The 24,061-nt window shown below is 41.8% G+C and carries 22 protein-coding genes; 16 read left to right on the forward strand and 6 right to left on the reverse strand.

The window, feature by feature from the left end; all coding sequences use genetic code 11:
• The first annotated feature begins 2 nt into the window (after positions 1–2).
• The 12 genes from H5181_RS02975 to H5181_RS03030 all read left to right on the forward strand — a co-directional run bounded on the left by H5181_RS02975 (position 3) and on the right by H5181_RS03030 (position 14,045).
• Positions 3–749, forward strand: coding sequence for a cobalamin-binding protein (locus H5181_RS02975; RefSeq protein ID WP_310734263.1), 747 nt, complete (start codon positions 3–5; stop codon positions 747–749).
• Between the two features lie 729 nt (positions 750–1,478).
• Complete coding sequence (locus H5181_RS02980) at positions 1,479–2,516, forward strand: DUF5677 domain-containing protein (RefSeq protein ID WP_182750193.1); 1,038 nt, start codon at positions 1,479–1,481, stop codon at positions 2,514–2,516.
• A gap of 788 nt (positions 2,517–3,304) precedes the next feature.
• Positions 3,305–4,564: an efflux RND transporter periplasmic adaptor subunit gene (locus H5181_RS02985; protein ID WP_182750194.1), complete on the forward strand. Its 1,260-nt coding sequence runs from the start codon at positions 3,305–3,307 to the stop codon at positions 4,562–4,564.
• A gap of 77 nt (positions 4,565–4,641) precedes the next feature.
• On the forward strand, positions 4,642–4,863 hold the full coding sequence (locus H5181_RS02990) for a hypothetical protein (RefSeq protein ID WP_041412804.1): 222 nt from the start codon (positions 4,642–4,644) through the stop codon (positions 4,861–4,863).
• Positions 4,864–5,003: 140 nt separating this feature from the next.
• Positions 5,004–5,702: an ABC transporter ATP-binding protein gene (locus H5181_RS02995; protein ID WP_011636372.1), complete on the forward strand. Its 699-nt coding sequence runs from the start codon at positions 5,004–5,006 to the stop codon at positions 5,700–5,702.
• 10 nt (positions 5,703–5,712) lie between these two features.
• The gene (locus tag H5181_RS03000; RefSeq protein ID WP_011636373.1) at positions 5,713–7,026 is read left to right on the forward strand and encodes an ABC transporter permease; all 1,314 of its coding nucleotides are present in this window, start codon (positions 5,713–5,715) and stop codon (positions 7,024–7,026) included.
• Positions 7,027–7,056: 30 nt separating this feature from the next.
• Positions 7,057–8,265 carry an ABC transporter permease gene (locus H5181_RS03005; RefSeq protein WP_011636374.1) on the forward strand — a complete coding sequence of 403 codons (1,209 nt, stop codon included), beginning with the start codon at positions 7,057–7,059 and terminating at the stop codon, positions 8,263–8,265.
• 164 nt (positions 8,266–8,429) lie between these two features.
• On the forward strand, positions 8,430–9,833 hold the full coding sequence (locus H5181_RS03010; RefSeq protein ID WP_041412805.1) for a sigma-54 dependent transcriptional regulator: 1,404 nt from the start codon (positions 8,430–8,432) through the stop codon (positions 9,831–9,833).
• 2 nt (positions 9,834–9,835) lie between these two features.
• Positions 9,836–11,191 carry a PAS domain-containing sensor histidine kinase gene (locus tag H5181_RS03015; RefSeq protein ID WP_182750274.1) on the forward strand — a complete coding sequence of 452 codons (1,356 nt, stop codon included), beginning with the start codon at positions 9,836–9,838 and terminating at the stop codon, positions 11,189–11,191.
• Positions 11,192–12,061: 870 nt separating this feature from the next.
• A complete protein-coding gene (locus H5181_RS03020) occupies positions 12,062–12,715 on the forward strand; it encodes a DUF4145 domain-containing protein (RefSeq protein WP_182750195.1) in 654 nt (217 codons plus the stop codon).
• A 76-nt stretch (positions 12,716–12,791) separates the two neighbouring features.
• Positions 12,792–13,595, forward strand: coding sequence for a hypothetical protein (locus tag H5181_RS03025; protein ID WP_182750196.1), 804 nt, complete (start codon positions 12,792–12,794; stop codon positions 13,593–13,595).
• Between the two features lie 75 nt (positions 13,596–13,670).
• A complete protein-coding gene (locus H5181_RS03030; protein ID WP_182750197.1) occupies positions 13,671–14,045 on the forward strand; it encodes a DUF4160 domain-containing protein in 375 nt (124 codons plus the stop codon).
• A gap of 640 nt (positions 14,046–14,685) precedes the next feature.
• On the opposite strand, the gene H5181_RS03035 is transcribed toward H5181_RS03030, so the two are convergent.
• The 3 genes from H5181_RS03035 to H5181_RS03045 form a co-directional block, all read right to left on the reverse strand.
• Positions 14,686–15,495 (reverse strand): DNA-binding domain-containing protein, encoded by an 810-nt coding sequence (locus H5181_RS03035; RefSeq protein WP_182750198.1) that lies wholly within the window; start codon positions 15,493–15,495, stop codon positions 14,686–14,688.
• 2 nt (positions 15,496–15,497) lie between these two features.
• Positions 15,498–16,436, reverse strand: a complete 939-nt coding sequence (locus tag H5181_RS03040) for a DUF692 domain-containing protein (protein ID WP_182750199.1) — start codon at positions 16,434–16,436, stop codon at positions 15,498–15,500.
• Positions 16,437–16,560: 124 nt separating this feature from the next.
• Positions 16,561–17,019 (reverse strand): hypothetical protein, encoded by a 459-nt coding sequence (locus H5181_RS03045; RefSeq protein WP_011636379.1) that lies wholly within the window; start codon positions 17,017–17,019, stop codon positions 16,561–16,563.
• Positions 17,020–17,405: 386 nt separating this feature from the next.
• On the opposite strand from H5181_RS03045, the gene H5181_RS03050 reads away from it, so the two are divergent.
• Positions 17,406–17,789 (forward strand): MAPEG family protein, encoded by a 384-nt coding sequence (locus H5181_RS03050; protein ID WP_011636380.1) that lies wholly within the window; start codon positions 17,406–17,408, stop codon positions 17,787–17,789.
• A 113-nt stretch (positions 17,790–17,902) separates the two neighbouring features.
• Here H5181_RS03050 and H5181_RS03055 read toward each other — a convergent pair whose 3' ends face one another.
• On the reverse strand, positions 17,903–18,148 hold the full coding sequence (locus tag H5181_RS03055) for a hypothetical protein (protein ID WP_011636381.1): 246 nt from the start codon (positions 18,146–18,148) through the stop codon (positions 17,903–17,905).
• A gap of 114 nt (positions 18,149–18,262) precedes the next feature.
• Here H5181_RS03055 and H5181_RS03060 point away from each other — a divergent pair, with 114 nt between their 5' ends.
• Positions 18,263–18,856 carry a uracil-DNA glycosylase family protein gene (locus H5181_RS03060; RefSeq protein ID WP_404948484.1) on the forward strand — a complete coding sequence of 198 codons (594 nt, stop codon included), beginning with the start codon at positions 18,263–18,265 and terminating at the stop codon, positions 18,854–18,856.
• 42 nt (positions 18,857–18,898) lie between these two features.
• Here H5181_RS03060 and H5181_RS03065 read toward each other — a convergent pair whose 3' ends face one another.
• Together H5181_RS03065 and glnD are read right to left on the reverse strand one after the other, a co-directional pair.
• A complete protein-coding gene (locus H5181_RS03065) occupies positions 18,899–19,399 on the reverse strand; it encodes a YcxB family protein (protein WP_011636383.1) in 501 nt (166 codons plus the stop codon).
• A gap of 146 nt (positions 19,400–19,545) precedes the next feature.
• A complete protein-coding gene (gene glnD / locus H5181_RS03070; RefSeq protein ID WP_182750201.1) occupies positions 19,546–22,194 on the reverse strand; it encodes a [protein-PII] uridylyltransferase in 2,649 nt (882 codons plus the stop codon).
• Positions 22,195–22,275: 81 nt separating this feature from the next.
• Here glnD and H5181_RS03075 point away from each other — a divergent pair, with 81 nt between their 5' ends.
• Together H5181_RS03075 and H5181_RS03080 are read left to right on the forward strand one after the other, a co-directional pair.
• The gene (locus H5181_RS03075) at positions 22,276–22,989 is read left to right on the forward strand and encodes a 16S rRNA pseudouridine(516) synthase (protein ID WP_182750202.1); all 714 of its coding nucleotides are present in this window, start codon (positions 22,276–22,278) and stop codon (positions 22,987–22,989) included.
• A gap of 64 nt (positions 22,990–23,053) precedes the next feature.
• Positions 23,054–24,010 (forward strand): LysR family transcriptional regulator, encoded by a 957-nt coding sequence (locus H5181_RS03080; RefSeq protein WP_123777210.1) that lies wholly within the window; start codon positions 23,054–23,056, stop codon positions 24,008–24,010.
• Positions 24,011–24,061: the final 51 nt, after the last annotated feature.

A 24,061-nucleotide genomic window follows, 5' to 3' on the forward strand; every position in this document is an offset into this window, starting at 1 on the left:
GGATTATTGTTTTATCGCCTCATGGCGTTGAAATGCTGTTTGCTATTGGTGCTGGCGACTCAATTGTAGCCACCACTGATTATGCCGATTTCCCTGCAGCAGCTAAGAATATTCCGAGTATCGGTGGTTATTACGGTATTCAAATCGAGCGAGTGATTGAACTAAATCCTGATTTAATTGTGGTGTGGCAAAGCGGCAATAAAATAGAAGACATTAATCAGTTACGTGATTTAGGTTTTACCATTGTTAATAGTGACCCTAAGCGCTTAGCTGATGTTGCCACGGATATTGAACTGCTGGGTAAACTCACCGGACATTCGGGTAAAGCCAAACAAGTGGCAGATGACTATCGTCAGCAGTTGGCTGATATTACGTTGCAAAACCAAACGAAACCTGCGGTAAAAGTGTTTTATCAATTATGGTCAACACCGCTGATGACCGTCTCTAAAGGCAGTTGGATCCAAAATCTTATTGAAGTGTGTCATGGTGAAAATGTGTTTTATAACGCAGCAAGTGAGTACCCACAAATTAGCATTGAAAATGTGTTATTAACTGGCGCAGAAGTGATTTTACAAAGCCAAGATGAAGGCAATATTTTAGGTATCAATTGGTCTGATTGGCCTGAGCTACCCGCGGTAAAAAATCAGCATATATATCAGTTTGATGCAGACTTACTTCATCGGGCAACCCCAAGGGCAATTCAAGGCGTTAATGCGGTTTGCGGGGCGTTGGATAAGGTACGAGGGTAGAGTTTTTTATTTCAAAGGTAACGGTTGTTACGTGAATATGGCCTGCGGCCACTAACGTCGTGGCGCTTCGCCCACACCGGATTTTTCAAACTTCGTTTGAATTAACATCGCAAGGTTCCACCTTGCACGGGCCAAATACTTTGTCATTCCGGCAATGTTTTTGAGCCGGAATCCGGGTGTTTACTTGTTGCTTTTATGGCCTGCGGCCACTAACGTCGTGGCGCTTCGCCCACACCAGAGCAAAGGGGTAAAGCGCTTGTACCCCTTTGCAAACCCTCAGCGTTCCGGCAACATTTTCAAACAGCGAAAAGGTCGCGACGGAAATAGATCCAGCTTTTGACCTCGCTTGTAGATCGCTTCGGCCTTATTCGAAAATGCTAACGCTTCCGATGGTACATCCTGTACCGCGAAAGCTAGCCTGACGTCCTGTCAGGCTCACGCTATTTTCTTCAACGACCTCAAAGTATTGAATCCTGGGAATTGGCCTAATTACACCTTTAAAGATGTAATTATAACAAGTGATTAGTCTAATTAAGGTATGAAAACACTACCGTTAAAAAGCAAATTCCTATAGCATCTTAAGCTAGATAACTAATTACCGATTAATATGGATGTGGCATCGGCCAAGTCCAACAAGCGATTTATGCTGTTGCAAAGAGCACAGCACACAAATACTAAAACGTTGGTATTCTATAAAGTTTGGAGTAACTATTGTTCGAGGAATTGTTAGTGCTTGTTGAAGCAAAACTCCGTGAAAATGGAGCTAGTCCAGATTACGAATCTGTCATCGATTTGGCATCTAAAATGTTGATTGAAGATACCAAAGAGCAAGAGCAAAGTAATATCAAACGTGTTATCTCAGAACATGACGCATTTACGAAAAGAAATCGCAAAAGATGGGATGTTGGTTTTACCAAGTTACATGCTTTAAGAGAAACATGCCTGCAAGCTGGAATCAATTTTCAACAGCAATTCCTACAATTACCAAGATACGAAAATGACGAGCTAGTTGGTGTTCTCATGCGACAACATGCTCACGCATGCAGAATATCTGGAGAGATAATTCATCTTTTAGAAGGTGGATATCCTGATGCAGCGTTAGCACGTTGGCGGACGCTATATGAGATAGTAGTGACGTGCCTTATAATCAAAAAATGTGGTAGAGAAGCTGCAGTTGATTATATTAAACATGGTATGGTTCAGACCGCAGAAATAATTGAAGAACACAGAAAAACTGCAGAAGCGATGGGAAAAGAAACTTTCTCGGATGAAGAAGCTAAAAAGTACTCTGATCTAAAAAAAGAAATTACTAATGGTGACTCCGGATGGCATTGGGCTCGGAAGCATACAGGATTTAAGAAAATAGATAAGTTACGTGAGTTTGTAGAGCTAGATAAATGGTCTCATAATTACAAGCTTGCGAGTCGTAATATTCATTCTGATTATTACGAAATGGCTTCGTTATATGCAATGAATGAGGCAAATCAAGACATGTTGCTTTGTGGTCAATCAAACTCGGGATTAACTGAGCCTGCTCACTTTACGGCTATCAGCCTAGCTCAAGTTACAACTACCTTTTTAAGTTCTTATATTGAAGATGAAAATAGTGGTTTGGATTACAAAGATTCCTTATTGTTTATGAAAATAATTGAGAATTATGTCAAAGAAGTCGGAGAGGCTTTTTTAAGTGTTGAAAAGCAAAAAAATAACATATGCACTATATATGGATACCTAATAGTTATCACTTATTTCCCCAATATGTGCTGATCATCCGTATTAGCCTTACCTCCAGACGGCCATGAAGTTTAGTCAAATTACAGGTGTAGATGAGTTAGCGAGTATCCAAAATAGTGATGTTTTGGTTAAGCCCACAGGTATGTGCTCGTGGCGTCTCGCTTAATCATCAGCACATCAGCACATCAGCATGCTGCAGGCAATATGTTTAAATGAAGCTAAGTTATATATCAAGCTAAACCAATACCAAGTCAGCTGATTTAATCAATACCTCAAACACACCTTTGTCCATAAGTACGTTATATGCCTTGCTTAAAAATGGATAAATTCAACTCTGGACTTGAGGCCGTTGAAGAAAATGACGTGAGCTGGCCATGGACGGCCAGCTAGCTTTCGAGGGGAAGGGACGCCCCATCGGAAGCGTTAGCATTTTCGAATAAGGCCGAAGAATACTCAGACGAAGTTAAAAGCTAGATTCAACCACGTCGCGAAATTATCGCTTTTTAGATGATTTTGATGTGGCGGCTGGGAGTTCCAAGAGGGAACAGCCGTTGGTTTCCTCTCGGTCTGGTGTGGGCGAAGCGCCACGACGTTAGTGGCCGTAGGCCATAAGTGCAAAACAAAGTGTCCGCTCGGACACTTTCTTAATAACCGGACAGTTTCCAAAGCTGTCCGCGGACACTTTTAGGGTGTTCGGTTATCTTTATAAATCCTTATCATTCTGAAAATAAACAATAAATAACTATTGGCATGGCTTGTGCTTTATCTTGGTATAAATGTGAAGAGGTGGGTGCGGTCAGCGCGTTACCTAAGGACCTGAGATGATTAAAGACACAAGTAGCCAAGATACTGTTATTGCGCCTAAGTTAGGCCGTAAATTGCGCTTACCCTTGATGATAGGTTGCGGTGCAATTTTGATGAGCGCGTTGGTGTGGGCGAGTTTAAGTCATGACAGTAATCAACGTTCGGTTGATGGTGCAGATTTACGTTTTGCAACCTTAACCCGTGGCACGTTGGTGCGTGATATTGCCACTACCGGTAAAATTGTCGCGGCCAATGCGCCCATTTTATATAGCACGGAAGAAGGTGTGGTGACGTTATTAAGTCAGCCTGGTGATGAAGTTGAACTTGGGCAAGTGGTAGCCAAGATTGAGAGCCCGCGTTTACAAAGTGAATTGCAACAACAGCAGTCGATGCTTGAAGGCATGCAAGGTAGTTTAGAGCGCGCCAAGTTAGATGCCCGCCGTGAGCAATTGCGTGTTAGCCAGATTTTAGACATGGCGAAAGTGGATTTAGAAGCCGCAGATCGTGAAAGCCGTCGTGGCGATCAACTGATTGAGTCGAGTTTGATCAGCAAAATCGATTTTGAAAAAAGCAAAGATGATTTACACAAAGCCAAATTATTGCATAAGCATGCCCAGCAAGAAGTGGAGCTTATGCGCGATACCCTCAGTTTTGAAATTAAAAACCGTACCCTTGAAGTACAACGCCAGGCTCTAGTGGTGAGAGAGTTAACTCGTCAAGCCAATGCCTTGAGTATTATCGCGCCAGTTAGCGGCATTATTGGTAACTGGTTGGTGGAGCAAAAAGCCCGTATTGCCGCCAGCCAACCAATATTAACTGTGGTCGATTTATCTGCTTTTGAAGCTGAGTTAGCTGTGCCAGAGTCTTATGCTGATGAGTTAGGTTTAGGGATGGATGTTGAGTTGAGTTTTGGCAACGTTAATGTGGTTGGCCAATTGTCGTCAATTTCACCCGAAGTACGTAATCGTGAAGTGACCGCCCGGGTGCGTTTTGCTGACAGTAACACTTTATCGTTACGTCAAAATCAGCGTTTGTCTGCCCGAGTATTACTGGAAAACAGACCCAACGTGTTGATAGTGAAACGCGGTGATTTTCTCAATATGGGCGGCGAAGTGGCGTATCAAGTGAGTGACGCTGTTGCTCATAAGAAAGTCGTTAAATTGGGCGCACGCAGTATGAGCCAAGTTGAAGTGCTTGAAGGCGGTGAAGCCGGTGACGTATGGGTGATATCTGGTACCGAAACCTTTAAAAATGATCCAACAATTCAAATCCGATAGCTAAGTTGATAATTAAGTCGATAGCTAAATCAATAACGAAGCAAATAACCAAACACTCAACTGAGTAAGGACATTCTATGATTTTTATTCAACGTAGACAGCTTATCGCGCTACTGGCGTTATTTATTCTCGCAATAGCGGTGAGTTATCGCATTGATAATCATACAGATTGGTTATCGGTTAGTTTGCAGTTAATTGACATGAGTAGCCAAGTTTCGAATCGATTAAGAGATATTAGTCCTACCGTTAGTTTGCATATTGATATTAGCGACATGGTCAAGATTAAGCTGCTGTTTTAGCCATGACTAATACTAACGGCGCTGACGCCAATAGCATTAAAAACAAAAGTATTTAACAAAGCCGTATTCAGATTTGCAAGATTGACATTATCAGCCCTAAGCGCTGGGATGCGACAACCGAATAAACCAAGGAAGCCATTATGTTATCCATGAAAAATATCAGTAAAGTATTCAAAACTGACTTAGTTGAAACCCATGCACTGCGTGACTTTAACCTTGAAGTGAATGAAGGCGAGTTTGTCGCGGTTACAGGGCCGTCTGGTTCAGGTAAAACCACCTTTTTGAATATTGCGGGGTTGCTCGAAGGCTTTACCTCTGGCGAGTTCAGCCTTGATGGCGTCAATGTGTCGAATTTAAGTGACAACAAAAGCGCTAAAGTTCGAAATGAAAAAATTGGCTTTATCTTTCAGGGATTCAACCTTATTCCAGACCTTAATTTAGCCGAAAATGTTGAAGTGCCGCTGCGTTATCGCGGTATGAATGCCAGCGAGCGTAAGCGCCGAGTAGAATCCGCATTAGAACAAGTCGGCTTAGGTGCGCGGATGAAACACTTACCGACACAATTGTCTGGCGGACAACAACAACGTGTCGCTATTGCGCGTGCATTAGCAGGCGAACCACGGTTTTTATTAGCCGATGAACCAACCGGTAATTTAGACAGCTTAATGGCGCGCCAGGTGATGGAATTACTTGAAAATATCAATCAACAAGGCACCACTATTATTATGGTGACCCATGACTCAGAGCTTGCGCGTCGGGCCCAGCGCAATATTCAAATTGTTGATGGCCAGGTGTGTGATTTTTCGATGTACCAACCAGCGGCTACCGGCACTCGCTAAGGGGAACACTATGTTTTTTTACTATTGTGATTTAGCGTGGCGAAGTATCCGTAAAACACCGATGTTATCGATGTTGATGGTATTAGCGATTTCGATTGGTATCGGCATTACTATCACTACGCTCAATGTCTATAAAACTATGTCTTATAATCCGGCGGGCGATCGCAGTGAGGTGATTAATTCAGTGCAGTTGTGGAGCCAAGGCTTGGATACCTGGGATGAGTTTATTCCAAGCATCACCTATATGGATGCGATGAACTTACGCAATAACAAAGAATTAAGCCTCAAAGCAGCGACTTATCGAACTGGCTTAGCATTGCAATCTGACAATCCTAAAATTGAACCCGTGTTGAACAGCGTTCGGTTAACCGACAGAGACTTTTTTAGGATTTTTTCGGTACCCTTTATTTATGGCAGTTACTGGGATGCCAGTGTTGATTTACGCCCAGCTTACCAAGTGGTGATTAGTCAAAAATTAAATTTACGCTTTTTTGAAGGTAAAAATAGCGTAGGCAAAACACTCTTTTTAGACCGTAAACCTTATCAAATTGTTGGGGTGATTGATGACTGGAATCCGCAACCTAAATACTACGATCCACTTAATGGTGCCTTTAATGATGCTGAAGAGATATTCATTCCGTTCTCGTTAACAGGCCAAGAAGAATTTGATGTATGGGGTAACACCAGCGGTTGGAAGTTCGAACCCATGATCACATACAGCGACCGCTTAGCGTCAGAAAAAGTATGGATTCAATTTTGGACTGAACTGAACACCGATGAGCAGAAACAAAGCTTTTTAGGCTGGTTAACGCGTTATGTTGAGCAGCAAAGAGCGCTCGGCCGCTTTACTGATACCGCTAAAATCCCTAGCGAGTCAGTGCAAATTAGCGACATCGCGAAATGGCTTGAAGATAACGATGTGGTGCCCAAAGATAACAAAATACTAGTCGGTTTAAGCTTGCTGTTTTTAAGCGTGTGCTTGGTGAATATTCTCGGGCTGTTGCTAACCAAGTTTTTAAAGCGTGCGCCAGAGGTGGGTGTTCGTCGTGCTATTGGTGCCAGTCGTGGACAGATTTTTAGTCAGTATATGGTCGAAGTGGGTATGATTGGTTTTATCGGTGGCGTAGTGGGTTTGTTATGGGCTTGGGGGTCGTTAACGGCGCTGCATAGCTATTTTTCAATGGACCAAAGTGTTACTGGGCTTGATGCCAGTATGTGGATTATCACGCCATTAATTGCTATCTCTACCGCGGTATTGGCTGGGGTTTACCCTGCTTGGGTGGTGTGCCGCACTAAACCCAGTGTGTATTTAAAAGCCCAATAACTCCAGTTAAGCTTAAGAAAGGACATCACCATGTTACATATCAAACCGATTTTATCCAGTTTAATGCGCAGTAAAAGTGCGCCGGTTTTATTGCTATTGCAGATTATTTTGTCAGTTGCGATAGTCGCCAATGCGAGCTTTATTATTAACGAACGTTTGTCGCTAATGCAGCGAGAATCTGGCTATGCCGAAGATCAGATCCTGACCTTTAACCTGTATAATTTCGATCCTGCTATCGACAACATGAAACAAAACCAAGTTGACCAACAAATTTTGCGTTCGCTGCCCAATGTAATTGATGCCAGTTACAGCAATATGTTGCCGTTAAGCGGCAGCGGATGGATGGATCGCTATGTTGACGGCCCAGATGCCGATACCGCTAAAAGCACCCCTGGGTTTGCCTTTTATTTGGGTAATGAGCACTTACTCAATGTGATGGGAGCGAAGTTAATTGCCGGGCGAAATTTTACCGCCGATGAAATTAATACCAGCTTAGATGACAGCGGCATGATGGCGTTAGTGTCGCAACCGTTAGCCAAAGCCTTTTGGGGCGATGAGTCACCTTTAGGTAAAACCATGTATCAAGGTGAGCAAGCCGTGACCATTATAGGCGTAGTGGATAAGCTGCAAGGTGCTTGGGTTGACCACGAAAACTTTGAATACAGCGTGATCCAGAATATCGATTTTGGTGGCAGTAGTAGTAATAAATCATACATGGTGCGGGCATTACCTGAACATATTCCAGCGTTAGAAGAAGCCATTAGTAAAGCCTTGTATGCAGAAAACCCAAACCGTGTAGTGGAGAACTTCCAAACACTCACCACGATTAAAAATTTAACTTACAGTAACCACCGTTTAATGGCGACAGTGTTAAGTATTATGGTGGTGTTATTGTTATTAATTACAGCGTTGGGATTAACCGGTATGGTGATGTTTAATATTCAACGCCGCACCAAACAAATAGGCACTCGCCGCGCGCTGGGTGCACGTAAGCGTGACATTATTGAATACTTTATGGTGGAAAATTACCTAATTTGTATTGTCGGTGGGGTCATCGGTGGCATGCTATCGTTAGTACTTGGGCAGCAATTAATGTCACTGTATAGCTTGCCTATGGTGCCAGTGATTTATCCGATTGTATCTGTTATTGGTTTGCTGGTAGTGACAACGCTAGCGGTAATAGTGCCGGCCGCTAAAGCCGCGAATATTTCACCCGCCATGGCAACGCGCAGTGTGTAATTTGTTAAACTGCGGCGCTTGCGCTTAACAATAATGTGACAGTGAGGTCTTCTGTCATGTTATTGTTTATTTACGTTTGTGAGTAAATGTTTATTGTATAAACATGCAGTTGCATAAACATGTTTTTGTATAACAGCAACCTAATTGGACTCAAACATATTCTAATGGATAATATTTTAATTGTTGATGACAATCACGCCATTTGCCAAGCGCTTGCGTTAATGATTGAACTGCATGGCTATCAGGCAATTTTTTGTCATTCACCAGAAGCTGCAGTTGAGATTGTCACCAACAAAGAAATCAGCTTGGTGATCCAAGACATGAACTTTAGCCGTGACACCACCTCGGGTGAAGAGGGTAAGCAACTGTTTTACGCATTGCGTCAGTTACAGCCTAATTTACCGATTATTTTAATGACCGCGTGGACCCAATTAGAAACCGCTGTCGAGTTGGTTAAAGCGGGAGCGGCCGATTACATGGGTAAACCGTGGGATGACGCAAAGCTGCTCAATAGTATTAGTAACCTATTATCAATTTATCGACTGTCTCAGCAAAATAGCCAATTAACCCGGATAGACAGTGAACGTATGTCGGCTATTAATGGCGCCGATTTATGTGGCTTAATTTTTGGTAGTGGTGCCATGCAGCGCTGTGTTGATTTGGCATTGCAAGTTGCGCGATCCGATGTGTCGGTGATGATCACTGGCCCAAATGGTGCGGGTAAAGACAAAATAGCCGATATTTTACAGGCCAATTCGCCACTAAAAGATAAACCTTTTATTAAGGTCAACATTGGCGCTTTACCAATGGATTTATTAGAGGCCGAATTGTTTGGCGCAGAAGCAGGTGCCTTTACGGGCGCTAATAAAACCCGTATGGGCCGATTTGAAGCTGCCGATGGTGGCACTTTATTTTTAGATGAAATTGGTAATTTGCCTTTATCTGGCCAAGTAAAGTTATTACGGGTATTACAAACCGGTGAGTTTGAACGTTTAGGCAGTCATCAAACCCGCAAAGTGAATGTGCGGGTGATTAGTGCTACCAACGCGGATTTAGCCGACGACATTGCTCATGGGCGTTTTCGAGAAGACTTATTTTATCGCTTAAATGTCATTGAGCTAGCCATATCACCATTGAATCAACGCCAGGACGATATTTTACCGTTAGTGAAACACTTTATTGGTGCCAATTTTAGCCTTGATAAGTCGACCCAGCAGGCGTTAATTAATCATAGTTGGTCGGGTAATGTGCGTGAATTAGAAAATGCCTGCAAAAGGGCGGCGCTGTTAGCTAAGTCACCACTATTAACGATTGATGACTTTGGCTTGATGGCGATAGCTAATGGCGGCGCAGCTACCCAGCATGCGCTTGTTGTTGAACATCAACTTGGTCAACAAGAACAGGGCATTGATGATACTCAGTCGATTTGCGAACCTGATAAGCAACAGCTAGAAGACGCCTTAGTGCAATACAATGGCGTCATTGCCAGAGTAGCAAAATCCTTTGGCTTAAGCCGACAAGCCCTTTATCGCCGTATGGAGAAATACGGCCTTAGGGTGACTAAATAATGATGTTATCACTGCGCACTAAATTGCTGCTCAGTAACATGTTGAGCTGCCTTTTGGGGACGATGTCAGGCGCTTTAGTGTGGCTTACATTGGGTGATGACACCTTATGGTTAGCTATTATTGTGATGCTGGCGGTGTGTTATTTTTGCAGTATGTGGCTAACAAGGCGATTAAGTGAAAGTCTGCAAGCACTGGAAATCGGTCTACTTAACTTTAAAGATAATGATTTTAGTGTGTCGCTGCATCCCTACGGCGAACCACAATTAGATGCGCTAGTGAGCTTATATAACCAAGCATCGGCAAAATTGCGTAGTGAGCGACAGTTTATTTATCAGCGCGAGTTAATGCTCGATAAAGTGATTCAGAACTCACCTAATGTCATGCTATTAATTGATGATTCCCAGCGAGTTATTTATGCTAATGGCGCTGCAAGACATTTGTTTAATCAAGGTGTCAAAGTAGAAGGTATGTTGTTACCTGATCTTGTGGTGATGTTACCCGACACGCTTAAAGCGGCGTTAAGCAGTGAGCAAGAAGGTCTGTTTTCGATGGGCGGTAGCGAGGCAGATGGTGTTGATAGTCATTCTAATACTGATGCTGATAGTAGCGACGTTGAAACCTGGCATATCTCTCGTGGCCGTTTTACTCAAAACAATCAGCAGCACCATTTAATTTTGCTTAAACAACTCACCAAAGAACTTAACCGCCAAGAAGTGGCTGTGTGGAAAAAGGTGATTCGAATTATTAGCCACGAGCTTAATAATTCAGTCGCGCCCATTGCTTCTATGGTCAACTCCGGTAAGTTTTTAACTCAACACTTAGACGACAGCAAGCTGCAATTGATTTTTGATACCATCGAAAATCGCACCACACACCTGAGCCAATTTATCTCTCATTATGCCCAGTTTGCTAAATTGCCGCTGCCACAAAAAGCTTTGATTGATTGGACTAAGATGACCCAGCAATTAGCGCAACAATATCCATTTAAGCTGTTATCACCTTTACCAGTTAATCCAATCAAGCTCGATGCAGTGCAATTAGAACAAGTCTTTATCAATCTGCTTAAAAATGCCCACGAGTCTGGCGCAGTGGCGGACACAGTGTCGTTAATGTTTGAGGAAGTGACTCATCCTGTTAAAGGGTTATTAGTTAAAGTAGAAGATCAGGGGAGTGGGATGTCTAGCGAGGTATTGTCGCAAGCCTTGTTACCGTTTTACTCAACTAAACAATCTGGTACAGGTATTGGTTTGCCATTATGCCGCGAAATTATTGAAGCCCACGGTGGCCGAATTAGCATGCAAAACCGCCCCGAAGGCGGCTTAAGCGTTAAAGTATGGTTGCCTTCACAGCAGAGTTAACACTGACTAATGATGAATAAAGCCTGATTGTTTTGAGTTATATTTTCCAAAGAGAGTTGAAGCCTTAAAGTGTTTTTCAAATATGGCCTGCGGCCACTAACGTCGTTGCGCTTCGCCCACACCAGATTAAGGTAGTCAGTTGTCAACTTACGCAGGGTAATTTAATCGTCTTCCCGGTAATGCTTTTGAGCCGGGATCCTGGTGTTAGTTTTTGTCGTTTTGTCGTTTTGTTCTTATGGCCTGCGGCCACTAACGTCGTGGCGCTTCGCCCACACCAGACCAAGAGGAAACCAACGGCTGTTCCCTCTTGGATCACCCAGCCGCCCCGCAACATTTTCAAACAGCGAAAAGGTCGCCATGGGGTTAAATTTAACTTTGACCTGCATTTGCAGACTGCTTCGGCCTTATTCGAAAATACTAACGCTTTCGATGGTACATCCTGTACCGCGAAAGCTAAGCTCACATCCATGTGAGCTTCACGCTATTTTCTTCAACGTCCTCAAGTTCAGAGTTGAATTTGTCCCTTTTAAAGTCAGTATATCTGACACGTTTATGCCCCAAAGTTTGTTAGCAAGGAGCTGTTGAAAAAGAAATTGCTACCTTATTGCCCTAAAAATTCTCATCTATGTCCTGCTTTCAACTATTCGCTATGGGTGGCCTAAACTGGAAAATCATACAGTAGTATTGCAATCGCTTCGCTTCGTTTCGAACAGTTTTAAGTCAATATCTTTGCACGTTTCCCCTTGTGGTGTATTTGAGAGAAAGCTGATAACTTCGAGTTAATACAGATTGTTAACTATGCGCATTTTTACTAGTCTAATAAGGTGAATGCGCATTCGCACTAAAAAATGTTAGCCATAGGGGGCCAGAATGTGCCGCATAACTAAAGCTCACTGCAACACCTGTGGTGGAGAAAGGAATCACGACATCCTTCATTCTGAAAAGAAAAATTGGCAGGATGATGAGGCTCCCGTTCATGGTTCTGATACATATGAAACTCTGCGTTGCAGAGGTTGTGAAGAAATAAAGCTGCGCCATACATCTATGTTTTCTGAACATCAGGAAGATGACGTACATTATTTTCCGCCTTTAGTATTTCGAAGGCGACCCGAATGGTTTGAAGATTTATATTTTGAAGTGTCGAGTGAAGAAGAATTTGTTGAAAGTCTATTGAACGAAATATATGTCGCCGTACAGAATAATTTACTCAATTTGGCTTTAATGGGGGTTCGCTCGCTGATTGAAAAAGTCATGATCGCGAAAGTAGGTGATAATCGCTCGTTTGCAAAGAACCTCAATGCTTTTGCTTCTAAGGGGTTTGTTTCAATAAAACAAAAAGAAAATCTTTCAACTATTCTTGAGGCGGGGCATGCTGCTATACATAGAAAATATAACCCACGGGAAAATGAAGTTATAACCGTATTAGATATTACAGAGCATATTATTGAGTCAGTGTATCTGCACGAATCTAAAGTTAGTAACTTAAAAAAACGAGTACCTCAGCGGGTCCCTAAAAATGACTAATTAATGCAGTCTTTCGGAGCTCATTTCCGCTCCTTAGTCGCTACAAGTGCGGGCGTTAGGCAAATTGGATGTCCTGATGGAAAATATAGAAACACTAAAAGAAATACATGAGTCAGAATGCTTTAAAGCACAAAAAAAATATTTCATGAGATTAACTATGGATGCTTCAAATGCATTTAGGGCTGCATATTCACATGCCATAATTGCAAAGCCATTTGCAGAACAGTCACTGACAATTCAATCTACAGACGACTTCGAACAATCTGTAATGGCTATAAGCTTTTTATATGACGAGGGCCTTCTTAACCCTATAAAACGTGAATTACGCTATATTATTGAAGCTTCAGTCAAGTATCTTTATATAGATCAAATGAACCCTAGTGCTGGACTGAAAGAGAAGATCCCGATGGTTAATAAACTGGGTTCCTCTATAGATATCAGAAAAGACCTTAAATTAGGTGCATTTCATTCAGAAGACAGTCAACAATTTATTAACGAGTTGTATGATGCTTACAAACAATGTTGTGCTTATATACATCTTTCTCCAAAACAGATTGAAGAAAGGTTGGCTCAAAGGGTCCGAGGTGGTGCATTGGGGTATGAAACAACCGAAGAACTGAGAAAAATAAACAGACTTATTTTTAGAGTTTATGATTTAGTCTTAACTATATACTTTCATGCCTATAGCCTATCACTATCAGGAGATTTGTTTATAAACCTATTCGATAGACTGCCAGAATGGGTTTTCCATAGGGGTAAGTATATTCCAGCATTTTCATCTTATTTTGATTATAAGGTTGAAAGAAGGCACTCTAAAAATGATACAACCGGAGGCTGGAATTTTGATAACTGGCCTCCTAAAAGATTCAGCAATGCCTAACAAACGGCGGTAGTCGGACTCGGCAAAAGCTTTTTCCTCGCAGCTTTGCCGGGCGTTAGCAATCAAGGAAGGTTTATGTACAAAGTCGAGTTCGATGACGAATGTATCTATGAGTTGGGAGAAAGCTTAGATAGTGGGTCAATCATAAAGTTAAAAGAAGAAAATGATGGGCTTCACGAAATCTTATCTATTAAAAAGCAACTTATAGTTCGGGAGGGGGGATATGGTCTTCATATTTATGCCAAAGAACATCCACCTCCACATTTCCATGTCAAATACGGGCAAGAAGAAAATAGTTTTTCAATCGTTGATTGCGAACCGTTACATCCAAATAATGGGCTATCAAGATACTTTAAAAACATAAAAAAGTGGCATTCAAAACATAAGGAAAAGCTCATTGACGCTTGGAATAATTCAAGGCCTGAAAACTGTCCTGTTGGGAGGATTTGACTACTAGCAAACCAAGCCGGCGGGATACTTGCTTGTGAGCTACTATCACTTTAAATTCCGTATTTTAGCCCACGTGCGATTGCTCCTGCTTTGGGCGTTAATTTTAGTTTGCAATATTTATCCTAACCTGATGAGCTATTAGGCTCTAACACGCTTTTGTCCATAAATGAGTTAGATGCCTCAGCTTGAAATGCCTAAATTCAACTCTGAACTTAGGCCATTGAAGACTCTTTATAAAAGAATACGTGAGCTGGTCATGCACGGCGAGCTAGCTTTAGAGGGGAAGGGACGCCCCATCTGAAGCGTTAGCATTTTCATTCTTTACTATAAAGAGGTGGCCGAAGAACACACAGACGAAGTTAAAAGCTGGATTCAACCACGTCGCGAAATTATTGTTTTTATTATTTAAATCAAATGGGATAATTTTGATGTGGTGGCTGGGCCAATTCTTTTATAGAAAATAAAGAGGGAACAGCCGTTGGTTTCTTCTTGGTCTGGTGTGGGTGAAGCGCCACGACGTTAGTGGCCGCAGGCCATATGTACAAAAGTACAAACACCTGGATCCCGGCTCAAAAGCACTGCCGGGACGACGAGAAGGTCGTTATCAAGCTTTGTCCAGAAATGAGTTAACGTAAATTAGCTACTTACTCACTACCGCTCGAATTAAGCCGCGTTGAAACCAGGTTTGCATGGTTTGCAGTACCATCATTGGCGCAGATTGCTCGTCGTGCCATTGCAGCATCTGTTCGCACTGGTCGGCAAAGTTGTTGCCCTGAATAAATCCGAGTAACAACGCATGTTGCTCTGTCGTTAATGATACAAATTCTGTTAACCGCGACTCTCCCCGCCATAACAACCATGCTCTAGGTGACTGATTGTCAGGTTCTGGCGGCGCGGTATCCACTTTTAACGCTTGCCAAGCTTCGACGGCATTACTGTTACAAGTGAATATTTGTACGCTGGGATGAAAGCGTAAACAGCAATTGGGCCACAATTCTGGTGAAATGGCCTGTAAGTCACTAAAGCTTGCACGGGCACAGTCTGCAGCATCAAATGCATTGAGTAACCGGCGCTCGAATCGGGCTAAATCGGCAATAATCGGATGCTGTTTAAAAAACGCGTCTTGCTGTAAAAACTCCGGTAAACCATCACAAAACTGGCGCAGTGACTTATTGTTTGATGGAAATTGACGGGTATAGTCGGCCGCCATTTTATCGAATAAATAGTCACCTAAATACAACCCCAGCAGCTGGTGGTCGGTTTCAATAGTTTCTTTTAATCGAATTCGGTAAGCGTTGGCATAAATTTGTAGGCGATCATCGGCGCTGATCCCCGCTTGTTCAGACACATTCGCTTTCATCACCGACTGAATTTGTCCATGCTGTGTATCCGAACTATCAGACAGTAAATACTGCATAAATTGCTGTTGAATTTCAGCTAAACGACTCATGTTTATGCCCTGACTTTTTGCGATGAAGCGTGATTAGCGCTGATAAACTTGCCTAAATCATCAAGTGAACGTGTGCCAAATTGCGAACGTGCTAGGGCAGGATCGTCGGGCAAGGTTAACTGAGCAATATGTTTAGCTTCAAGTAATTCATTATATAATGCGGGGAACTCAGGAATATTCGCGTCACGTTCAATCATGGTGCTAACAGCGCCAAAGCGTTCTAGTGCCGCTTGGTAAAGTGTCCATACGGACGGCGGTACATCATGGTCGTGGGTATCAATGACATAATCACCAAAGTCGCTATGACCCGCTAAATGAAATTGTTGTACTCGGCGCGGGTCGATTTTTTTAAGGTAATCCAACGGATTAAAATGATGATTACGGGCGCTGACATAAATGTTATTGATGTCGAGTAACACTAGGCAATCTGCCGCTTCTGCCACTTGGCTTAAAAAATCCCATTCATCCATGGTCGAGTCTTGGTATGACAAATAACTTGATACGTTTTCCAGTAATATTCGACGACCGAGTACGTCTTGCACTTGTCTAACTCGCTGCGCCACATGATTAACGGTTTCTTCGGTATAAGGCAGTGGCAGTAGGTCATGGCTATTAACGCCGTGAATTGAGGTCCAGCAAATATGATCAGATATCCATTTCGGTTGAATGTCGTTACTGAGTTTTTTAAGGGCTTTTAAGTAATCCATATCTAAAGGATCGCTACTGCCTATCGACATCGATACTCCGTGCATCACAACGGGATATTGTTCTGCGATGGCTTCTAAATAATATCGGGGTTTACCGCCAGCAACTAAGTAGTTTTCAGATAGCACTTCAAACCAGTCAATGTCTGGCTGGTGTTGCAAAATGTATTCGAAATGGTCGGTTCGTAAGCCCAAGCCAAATCCGAGAAAGTCTTCTGTAATGCGCGTATCAGGCATGGTGAATCCTACTTTAATGCAAATGTTCTAGCTTGAGTTAGGCAAAACTTGCGTTAATAATTGAGATAGTAAGCTGATGACGCTGTCACAATAGTAAGCGACAGAGTCATCAAACGAAGCTTAATTAGCTTGTTTTACCGCCAATATCACCACAAGATTTTGCTGTGGTGTTAACAAAACCAGTACCTTTACAGCTTGCCATACCGCCACAAGCGTTATCGGCACCTTTACAGTCATTATGGCCTTTACAGACGTTAACACCGTAACAATGTACTAAATCGGCTTTAGTGACTTTACCAACCCAATCATCTTTTTGCGTGCCGCCGACATCAGCACAAGCTTTTGAAGGCATGCCAACAAAACCAGTGCCTTTACAGCTTGCTTGACCGTTACAAGCATTGTCAGCTGTTTTGCAGTCATTGTGACCTTTACAAACGTTTACGTCGTAACAATGGACTAAATCTGTTTCGCCAGCAGCTAAAGGTGCTGTGCTTGTTTCAGCGGCCATAGCCTGACCTGATAAGCTTGCCATTGCGAGTGCTAATGCTGCGCCGGTTAAGCTAGTTTGTGCTTTGGTATTCATGATGTATTCCTTACAATGTTGATTATTATTTTTACTGCTTATTCTTGTTACTCGTCACAAGATTGATTTGCTGCAGCTATCACACTTGTTAGGAGTTATTAGTATTGACCGTGAAGTGACTCAATATCTTTCAAGTTAACATGTAGACTAGTCACTAAAATGTTGTTGATGTGTTAACTTGTGATTGATTTATATGGTGAAACAATAAATTATAATTTTTCAGATGAGTGCTTAAGCATTATATGAATTAGGTTGTTATTAAAGTCTGTTGATTATGTTATTTTGTTCTCATTACACTAATGGTTAACACAACTGGTTCAATCGCGACTAATACAACTAATGCACAGCTAACACATAATAAGAATATTAATAACTAAGGATAGATTATGCAGACGATACTGATATGTTTATTGATTGCCATGCTGTTGCCGTATGCGGCAAAAGTTCCATTAGCGATGGCAATGGCTAAATTGGGCCGATATGACAATGACCATCCAAGAGCGCAGCAAGCTCAATTAACCGGTTTTGGCGCGCGGGCATTAGCAGGACATCAAAATGCATTTGAATCGCTAATCGTATTTGGGATTGCAGTATTAACCGCATTGATCACCAATAATGTTACCGATGTCGTTGCGCTTTTAGCCATAGTACATGTGGTCGCACGGCTGGTTTACCATGCGCTGTATTTATTGAATTTTGGAACATTACGTTCATTATCTTGGTTTGTGGCCATAGGTGCATCGATAGGGATATTTTGCCAAGCGTTTTAAGCTTATTTTACTCAAACAACATTTTCTCCTATAAAAAAACGCCTTAATGGCGTTTTTTTATGGGAGTCAGTTGATACTAGTCATTATGAGGGTAGTCTAGGCTTAGTACTGGCTTAATCTAGGCTAGCAACACGTTCGTAGCCCATTTCGGTTAATTGGTCGTTAACGCAATCAAGCAAAAATGCGTCGACTTCACTTTCTGGCAGTTGGTCTTCAAGTGCAATTTGTTGGCAGGCTTCTTTTAATGAAACCACATCGTTAACGGGTGCTTGGGGAAGTGCTGCAGCGCTAAAACTTATCGCTGTACCGCTAATTAACATAGCAGCTAAAGTTGTACGGGCTAAACGTGAATGTTGCATGGTTGTTCCTTCTTGGGAGAACTTTGTTATTTTGACAAATACTACTGCAGCTTAGTTCCGTTGGATATAGTGATTTACACGCTTTTTATGATTTTATATACAAAAAGTAAGGCATTGGATATGGTTTCGTTACTCACTCAAGTAAAAAATTGTCAGCTTTGTGCATCATGTCTAGTTGATGGTGTACGGCCAGTAGTACAAATTGATCCGCAAGCAAAAGTGTTGATCATCGGTCAGGCCCCTGGACGTAAAGTACATTTGTCGGGTATTCCATTCGATGATGCCAGTGGCGACCGATTGCGGTTGTGGCTAGGGGTAACTAAAGACGTTTTTTACGATGCTAAACAGATTGCTATTATGCCGATGGGTTTTTGTTATCCGGGCAGTTATGCCGGTTCTGGTAAAGGAAAGTCTGGCGACTTACCTCCACGGCCAGAATGTGCGCCTAAATGGCATAGTTTATTGCTGCAACAGTTAGTTAACGTCAAGTTGATATTATTGGTAGGACAATATGCACAACAGTATTATTTAGCCGATAAGCCGAAAACATTAACCGAAACTGTGCAGCAATGGCGCAGGTTTGGGCCACGTTATATTCCTCTGCCGCATCCCAGTCCGCGCAATAATATTTGGCTTAGTCGTAACCCATGGTTTGAAGATGAGTTACTTAGCGACATTCGTCTTCGTGTTGCGAATGCATTAGCCTAGGCACTATTGTTTGTGCGCTATTAGGTTAAGTTATATTTCAAGCTATTGTTTCTGATTAATAAAGTCGATAGCGCTTTTATCTAAGCAGCGTTTAGATAAATAAGTCGTGGTTTTTTGCAGTTTAATTAACAAGCCTGCATCGGTTTCAGTAATTCGATAAATATCAGTCCACAAAATCTGTTGATTAACATGGAGTGACTGACTATTGATACCATTATCATCTATTGTGAGATTGACATGCTCACCAGCCGCTTTACTCATCATTTGACGCCATAACCACCAGGTTTTATTAAAACGAATACTCAAAAACTCTACCACGGCCAAACCAATAAAAAAGTAGCCTAAATAGTAGGTTTCTTTAGTGCTCATCGATGTTGGGCTTACTGTGTCGAGCATTAGAATAGCCAAACCTACAAGCGCAAAGATTGTGGTTTTAATGAAACGTTTTGGTGAGGTGTTGGGGTTAATTGATTGCTGATAACATTCTTCAAAGTACGATTTGTCTAGTACATATTCAGCAGTATAACTAAAGGCTTGTGACATGATGACCTAATTAACGGCAGTTGATGGGGGTGATTATCGCATAGTCATCAGTTTGCTCAAAGTCTGCTTAGTGGTGAAATAAAAGCGCCACGTGATTAATTCACACATGGCCCATTTATATCAATAACACTGACTGATTAAGGTTGTTATTCGTCTGTGGTAATGGCTTGCATTAGTGTTGCTGACAATTGCTGCTGTTGTTCTGGGGTTAATTGTTGATCGTCTTTATTGGATAATAAAAACACATTGTCTGCGCGTTCGCCGACTGTACTGATGGTGGCCGAATGAATATTCAAATCCAATTCTCTAAATGCACTGGCAATTTGTTCCATAAATTCACTGGTGTCTAATGCTGAAACATTGACTAAACTACGGGTCGATTTTCGTGAATGTAGAAATTCGATATTGGGCTGATTATCGAAACTCTGATGCCGTCTAGACTGGCGTTTTTTCGGTAAATTAACGCCTTTATCTAACACTTGGTGTAATTTGTCGATGACCTGTTCACGGCGCTGAGCGCTGGTAATGGGCTTTTCATCAAAATCGAGTACTTTAAATGACTCAACCACATAACCATCTTTAGTTCGGGCTATTTGTGCTTGTTTTACCGAAATACGTAACGTCGCTAACGTATTGAATAATTTAACAAACAATCCGTGTCTGTCTTTGGTGTAAACAAACACGTCACTGCAACCTTTCACCACTACATCGTCGAGTAAAATCAAGGTGTTGTATTGATTTTCGGCTACTGGTGTAAGATCGTGGTTAATCATTGCTTGGGTATATCTGGCGATATCATCCGCTTCGGCGTTACTGAAAAAGGCGATAGGTAAGCGACGCCATAATTTTTTGATCTCGTCACTGCTATCGTCATCGGCGGCTAATAAATTCAGTGCTTCTTGTTTGTGTTCTCGCACCAAAGTACGCAGTTGCAGAATATTTTCAAAGCCATTGCGCAGTGCTTTACGAGTAACAAAATACAAATCTTTTAATAATGATGCTTTCCAGTCATTCCACAGATCATCATTGGTTGCCTGAATATCGGCAATGGTCAGGCAGTACAGGGCGTCTAAACGGGTTAAGGTGCCTACTTTTTTTGCAAAAGCATTCACGACTTCAGGATCATAAATATCCATGCGTTGTGAGGTAATAGACATCAACAAATGATTTTCTACTAACCAGCAAATCAGTTTTTCTTGTGAGACTTTTAAGCCATGAAACTTAGCAAATAAATTGGCATCAACAGCACCAAGTTTACTATGGTCACCACCACGGCCTTTAGCTAAGTCATGGAACAATGCTGCAAATAACAGTGTCGATTTGTTAGACATTTTTTGGTAAATATCAGCGGCTAATGCCAGATCTTTATCCAACGTTTTGATGTCGTTTCCGTAGATGTATATATTTTTAAGCACCTTGTGGGTGTGCTCATCGACCGTATAGGCATGGAATAAATCAAACTGCATCTGGCCAACAACTTCACGCCATTGTGGTAAATAAGACGCTAAAATACCGTGTTGATGCATCAAGGTAATGGCAAGTCCCATGCCTTGAGGATGAACAAATATCGCTTTAAATTGCTCTCTACAACGCTGAAAATCTTGTAAGTCACCCATTAAGCGACGTCTTACTTGGCGCAAAGAACGTAAGGTTTCTGCAGTAATACCAATTATTTTGTCGTGATGAATCGCGATAAACTCAAATAACGCCATAATTTGAGTGCGATCGATAAATACGGTTTCGTCTCGAACGTGAATGTACTTATCAACAATTTCAAAGTTATCGTTAATCGCGATTATTTGCGGATTAAGCTCTGGAATAATTTCTCGTTGAAAATACGCCATTAAGATTTTGTTTAATTCGCCTATGCGCTTCATTGCACGAAATAATTGGCGCATCATTTTTTCAATGGCAATATTGCCGCTTTCGCCGATGGCCATACCATCACCAAAACCCATTAATTTAGCCACTTCAGCTTGGTATTGTAGTAATAAACGATTTTCAGAACGTTGGGCTGCTTGATGCAACGCAAAGCGCACTCTGAATAAAAAGTGTTGGCACTCCATTAACTCAGCGTATTCGTCGTTGGTTAAAAAACCAAAGCTCCGAAGTGATTGCATATTGGCAACGCTGAAATGTTTGCGAGCAACCCAGGTAAGGGTTTGAATATCGCGCATTCCACCAGGGCTAGTTTTAAGATTGGGTTCAATGCTGTATGAGGTGCCTTGTGCTTTGGCGTGACGCTCTTGCTGTTCGCTGAGTTTGGCATTAAAAAATGCTTGGCTTTGCCATAAATCTTGGCCGTACAGTGCATTCAACACTTGCTGTTGATGCTGACTATTACCGAATAAATGACGGATCTCCAGTAAGCTGGTTGCAATGGTTACATCATCCTTACAAGCTTGGAATGTGTCAGTTAAACTGCGTACAGCGTGGCCTAAATCGAGATTAAGATCCCAAAGTTGAGTCAGAAATTGGCTTACAGAAGCAGCTTCCGTAGGGGTTAATGGACCATCGTGAATAACGCAGATGTCGATATCAGAGAAAGGATGTAAAGTTTGCCGGCCGTAACCCCCAACTGCATTGAGCGATATACGTGCGGGATCTAATTCGAAGGGGTGCCAAAGTTGGCATAATAGCGCATCGAAAAAATGTGATCGCTTATTCAAGGTGTCATTAATTGCACTTTGAAAAATGTTATCTTGTAAATATTGATCCAGTGACTTAATCGCCTGTTTTAATTCAGCGCAGGTCATATCTGGGCGCAAATCTGTACTAGCAGGTTGCGAAAGCATGTTACTCCTTAATGTTTTTGCCTTTTAACAGAATAAGGTATTCTTAAACAAATTGGTATCATTCTATATTGGTGAAGTTTTATGGTGTCTAAACGAGGTCGACTTGACCAATTTATTGCAGGTACGTTACAGATCCCGAAAAAAGCGGTTCGATTATTGTTAGTTACCAATAAAGTGCTTGTCGATGGCCAGTTTGCTAAGTCACCAGATTTACAGGTTGATGAATTTACTCATATTGAATGTAATGGTGTGGTGCTGCGTCAATACCAAAAACAGTACTATATGCTCAATAAACCTGATGGGGTGGTGAGTGCGACCATTGATGATAAACACGCTACGGCATTAGGATTAATAACTGGCGTCAACACTGATATGTTACATATTGCCGGTCGGTTAGATTTACATTCTACCGGATTATTATTGCTAACCAACGACGCTAAGTGGTCCGAAGCGTTAATGGATCCGCAGCATAAAGTCGACAAACAGTATCTGGTGACGTTAGGTAATCCATTAGATCAAGAATATGTCGAGGCCTTCGCCAAAGGGATGTATTTTGAATTTGAGGGCATCACCACATTACCGGCTCAACTCGCGGTATTATCGAGTCATCAAGCTCGGGTGGTGTTGCGCGAAGGAAAGTACCATCAAATTAAGCGGATGTTTGGTCGTTTTAGAAATCCGGTGGTGGCGCTGCATCGTGAATCTATTGGTAAAATTGTGCTTGATAGCCAACTTGCCTTAGGTGAATTTCGTTCATTAACAAAAGCTGAAGTTGATAGTGTTTTTCAGCACTAGATCAATTTTTTTTATTTGAATACATGTTAATTTAATCGCCTCATTACAGCAGATTAGGTGATATGTGGATATTCAAGCACTGAAAAAAGTCAGCGAATTAGATGTATTTAGTTTGTTGGTGTTTAAGCTCATTTACGAAACCGGCTTTGCTAATTTTGCAGCCAAAGAGCTTGCTGTATCCGCGCCAAAAATTAGTCGATGTTTAACATCATTAAGGGCTATTTTTAATGACGAATTATTTTTTCGTCGCCAACAAGGGCTAAAACCAACGCCATTAGCAGAACGTTTGTATCAGCCTGTATGCCAATTGTGTGACATGATGAGCCAAATTGAGCGAGTGGCTGACGATCGCTTAAATCATCATCAAACACCGATTTTACATATTGCAGTATCGCCGAGCATTATTACCAGTGTAGCCATTGCGTTAAGTAAGCTTCCGCGTGATGTTATCGGCAAAGTTAAACTTCACAGTTGGCAAGCCGACACTGAAGAGTTGATTTACAATGGCGAACTCGATTTTGGTATTGGCTTTGAAACTCAAGATTCTCATGGTTTAGAGGCTTATCCTATTGCCAATGTGACGTCTTTATGCGTTGTAGGCAATATCAACCATCCATTTTGGGGCAGTGCTGAGAACATCAAGTTAGAAGATATTATTCAACACCCTGTCGTGTATTTACGCTGTAAAGGCTTTAACAATCGTATCGATCCTTTAGAGTTATATTGTCAAACCCATGGTTTGCTACTAGAAGATATTGAGTGCGCAAGAAAGCTCGAAGATTGGTATTGGCACATACTGACCATGGACAGTTTAGCCATTACGATTTGTAATGAAGGTTCGTTCGCACAACAAATCCCTCAATTACGAGTAGAAAAACTTCCACATCATGAATTTAACAAGCTCAATAGCGTGATGGCGATGCCAAGTTATTGTTTAATTGAGCGAGCAGAACACTACCGCCGTTATTCGTCAAATGTTAAGGAAATGATAATCAATATCGTTAAGTCATTGCTGGTGTGAAGGTTATTAATATTTTTAATGAGGTTCAGAGCACTTAATTTTGTGACCTGA

It is taken from the genome of Shewanella sp. SG44-2, assembly GCF_014164215.1.
GTDB classification, from domain to species: Bacteria; Pseudomonadota; Gammaproteobacteria; order Enterobacterales; family Shewanellaceae; genus Shewanella; species Shewanella frigidimarina.